This window comes from Candidatus Desulfolinea nitratireducens, from assembly GCF_982879505.1.
In genome coordinates this window covers 1-4,015 of record NZ_CEYOSI010000275.1, presented here as the reverse complement: position 1 = coordinate 4,015, position 4,015 = coordinate 1, and the positions used below count along the sequence as shown (strand labels likewise).

General features: G+C 46.4%; 3 protein-coding genes and 2 pseudogenes. 4 read left to right on the top strand and 1 reads right to left on the bottom strand.

What is annotated here, in order from left to right; genetic code table 11:
* Positions 1-436 precede the first annotated feature (436 nt).
* The 3 genes and pseudogenes from AC3DOM_RS16380 to tnpA form a co-directional block, all read left to right on the top strand.
* Positions 437-520 (top strand): annotated as a pseudogene (locus AC3DOM_RS16380) (IS200/IS605 family transposase); the annotation flags it as partial.
* Between the two features lie 98 nt (positions 521-618).
* Positions 619-1,563 (top strand): IS30 family transposase, encoded by a 945-nt coding sequence (locus AC3DOM_RS16375; RefSeq protein WP_487920112.1) that lies wholly within the window; start codon positions 619-621, stop codon positions 1,561-1,563.
* Positions 1,554-1,943 carry an IS200/IS605 family transposase gene (gene tnpA, locus AC3DOM_RS16370; protein WP_487920111.1) on the top strand — a complete coding sequence of 130 codons (390 nt, stop codon included), beginning with the start codon at positions 1,554-1,556 and terminating at the stop codon, positions 1,941-1,943. Before AC3DOM_RS16375 ends, tnpA begins: the two co-directional genes overlap by 10 nt.
* Before the next feature lie 111 nt (positions 1,944-2,054).
* On the opposite strand, the gene AC3DOM_RS16365 is transcribed toward tnpA, so the two are convergent.
* Entirely contained in the window at positions 2,055-3,503 is a 1,449-nt protein-coding gene (locus AC3DOM_RS16365) for a serine/threonine-protein kinase (protein WP_487920110.1), read from the bottom strand.
* Positions 3,504-3,555: 52 nt separating this feature from the next.
* On the opposite strand from AC3DOM_RS16365, the pseudogene AC3DOM_RS16360 reads away from it, so the two are divergent.
* Positions 3,556-4,015 (top strand): annotated as a pseudogene (locus tag AC3DOM_RS16360) (DDE-type integrase/transposase/recombinase); the annotation flags it as partial.

Here is a 4,015-nt window from a genome sequence, read left to right as displayed (position 1 = left end):
GGTGATCATTCACCACGGGCATGATATTCCCACTTGTGACCAGGTTCAAAACCATAATATCCCGCTAGATTGGGCGCCCAGTTGTTGGGATGAGGCCTCCGATTCTGTTATTGAACGCACTGGGTCGAAGTCTTTGGGTGAGTAATTATGCACCGTTGGAAGTGTAAACCGGAAAAGGAAAATATCGTAAAAGGCACAAGAAATATTCCTGAAGAAAATGAGGTAGAAGCTACAGAGAAAGATCGTTAGCTATAAAGAAAAATGAGCGGATAATCCGCTCATTTTTTGATTTTAACACTTTAGTGAGTTGAGGGCGGAACGCCCGAAACAAAAAACCACCGGCTAAGCCGGTGGAAGATTAGAACTTAAAGAAAGAAAATCACTCCGGTAGAATGGCGGAAGTTCAAGCCACCAAATACTACAAGGAGTGATTTTCATGGCAAAAAGTTTAGCACACACAAAATGGATGTGTAAGTATCACATTGTATTCACACCAAAGTTTAGGCGAAAGATAATATTTAACCTTGAATTCAACTCATAAGTGCAACTTTGCAAGTGGTAGAGAGGTAAGCTGCGGTAAGATAAGCACCTCTCAGACACCACATCAAAGGAGCGCTCATGGGATCATACTCACAGCTCACCTACCATCAAAGATACCATATTAATGCATTATTGAAAGCGGGATGGAATCAAACAGAGATAGCTGAATCAATAGGGGTGCATAAGTCCACCATCAGCAGAGAACTCAAGCGCAACAGAGGTAAAAGGGGATATCGTTCTAAACAAGCCGATCAATTGGCAAACACGAGGCGGTACAAAGCCAAATCAAGAATAACGGACGGGGATTGGGAAATGATTGAGGAACTCATCAGCCTGGATTGGAGCCCGGAGCAAATCAGCGAGTATTGCCGGGAAGAACAAGAACTGCCAATCAGCCATGAATGGATCTACCAGTATATCTATCGGGATAAACATAATGGGGGAAGGCTCTGGAAACACCTCAGATGCCGCAGGAAACGCAGAAAACGCTACGGCAGCTATGAAAAACGCGGTCAAATACCCAACAGAAGGTGGATTGATGAACGCCCTCAGGCAGTTGAAGACAGAAGCAGGCTGGGTGATTGGGAAGCGGACACGATCATCGGCAAAGGCAGGAAAGGTGCGATTGTGACCCTGGTAGACCGCAAAAGCCGTTTTCTGCGCATGGGCATGGTAAGGCAGCGCACCAAAGAAGCGGTCAAAGAGATGATCATCTCATTGCTGGCCGACTTTCCCGTTCATACGATCACTTGTGATAACGGAAAGGAGTTTACTGATCATGAGGGAATTGCTAAAGCATTGGGGGCTAAGGTTTATTTCGCCCATCCCTATGCATCCTGGGAGAGAGGTACCAATGAGAACACCAATGGACTCATCCGACAGTACATACCTAAAGATACTAGGTTTGGCGATCTAACTTGCGCGGATATGATATTCGTGGAAAATAGATTGAACACGAGACCTAGAAAATGTCTGTCTTTCGCTACTCCTATGGTATTCTTAAATAATCACGGTTGCACTTGATACTTGAATCCAAGAACCAGTATAAGGAAAGCATTGTAGGGATACTCAAAGACTTATGTAAGTGGAAGGGGGTAGAAATAATAGAGGGGACAGCAATGGTGGATCATATCCACCTGATAGTCTCAATTCCACCGAAGTATAGCATCTCAAGTTTCATGGGGTACCTGAAGGGGAAGAGTGCATTGATGATCTTCGATCGGCATGCGAATCTAAAGTATAAGTATGGAAATAGGCACTTCTGGTCGAGGGGGTACTATGTGAGCACAGTAGGATTGAATGAAGCGACAATAGCGAAGTACGTAAGAGAGCAAGATAAACATGATCAAATGATGGATCGGATCACAACGAAAGAAGCGGAAAACCCCTTTAGGGGTAGCTAGGTAATCAGTGCACCAGGCTTGAACGAAGAGAAAGGAGCACCTTGAGATGCTGCAAGTAACAGACCCTTATAGGGTCAGGTCAAGCCACCCGCTTTGCGGGTGGTCATGACTTTACTCGCCATGCTCCCAAGCTGCACAGTTTTGGAAACTGTCGTTGGCTTCATCCGGGCGGCCCAGCGTTTCCAGCAAGCCACCACGGTCACACCATAGCCAGAAATAACCTTGTTGTTCTTCATGAGGAACGAGTCTGAGTGCTTTGTCGAGTGCTTCTAGCGCCCCTTCCATATCACCCTGCTCAATCTGCTGGTTACTCAATTCTGAACAACTTTCGGGTGTAGAGCAGGAGGCGAATCCGCCAGAGAAGGCAATAAGCGCGATCACTATCGCGATCAGCGCTACGATGCCTGCAATTGCTAATGTAGCTGGCTTCTTTTTGGGCGGCTCACTTTTGGGGGCTGATTCTATCTTTTTTTCAGGCATCGGTTCGGGCTCGGGGGAAACGGGCATAGCGTCTCTTGCCGAGACTACTGTTTCCATAGCGGAGGCAGGCTCATCGTCCACGGACGAGGCGGGTTTATCATCCAGCAATTGAGCAATCGTTTCTTCGCCCATCATTTCGGTTGGCAACTCGGATATTTCATCCACTTTTTCTTCTATCATGGTCGGCAGCGATGAAATATCAACAGATTTTGGCATATCCGAGCCATTCAATTGCGCAATGATTTCTGGCGCTAGCGCGTTTTCAAAAGCGGTATAAAGCTCAAGTGCAGTTTGATAGCGTTCCTGCGGTTCTTTCTCTACGGCTTTGAAGATCACTTTTTCCAATGAAAAGGGGATATTCGGACGCAGCGTAGATGGTCTTGGCAAAGGTTCGGTAACGTGCTTCTGGATAATCGCCAAAGGTGTGTCGGATGCAAAGGGAACTTTTCCCGTGAGCATTTCAAAAAGGACGATCCCCAGAGAGTAGATGTCGCTGGCGTTGTCTAGTTCCATGCCTTTACCTTGCTCTGGTGACATATATGTCGGCGTACCGATGAGTGAGCCTGTGGCGGTGAATTGCATTTCGCTCATCATGCGGGCAATCCCAAAATCGGTGATAAAGGCATCGTTCTCTGTATTCATCAAAATATTGGAGGGCTTAATATCACGATGCAGGATGCCTTGCTTATGGGCATAATCGAGCGCGCTGGCGACCTGATACAGCGTTCTTTTTACCTGCTCAAGTGGCAAATACTTGCCAGCGCGAGATAATTCAGCCATTCGTGATTGCAGAGTTCCCCCATTTATGAATTCCATGGCCATATAATAGTCATCGTCTTCGTGGTCAAAATCGTGAATCTGAACAATACTGGGGTGGCGAAAAGCAGCTACAGCCCTGGCTTCGCGCTCGAAGCGGGCGAGGAATTCTTCACCGTCAGACAGATAAGTATGCAGTATCTTTATCGTAATATAACGATCCAGTTTTTCATGGTGGGCTTTATAAACTTCAGCCATGCCGCCTTTACCAAGGCGTTCCATTAACTTGTATTTCCCCAGTGTAGTGCCAACTCTCTTTGCCATAAACGCCGCTCCCTGATGAGACAAAACTTATCAATACAATGATTTTACATCAAAACGATTCCCCTGTCGAAACCCGAAGCCACTTCAGGAACCAGAAAAAGCGAATATCTCATGGTCAATGGATTTTATGAGTGACAGCCTTGAAAATGGCCGAAAATTTCGCACCTTGAATATCATCGACGATTTCAACCGGGAGGTGCTTTGGATCGAAGCTGACACCTCATTACCCGCTGAACGCGTTATCCGCGCACTGGATATGCTGGCAGTGTGGCATGGATATCCGCAGCAAATACGGGTTGATAATGGACCGGAGTTTATTTCTCACAAGTTAGCTGAATGGGCTGAGCAATACCAGGTTGTACTGGATTTCATTGAACCGGGAAAACCATCTCAAAATGCCTATATCGAGCGTTTCAACAGAACCTATCGTGAAGATGTTTTGGATGCTTACTTATTTCCCGGATTCCACGCCGCCGAAGCAGTCAAGGAGAGAATTTCGAAGAAAAGCCCCA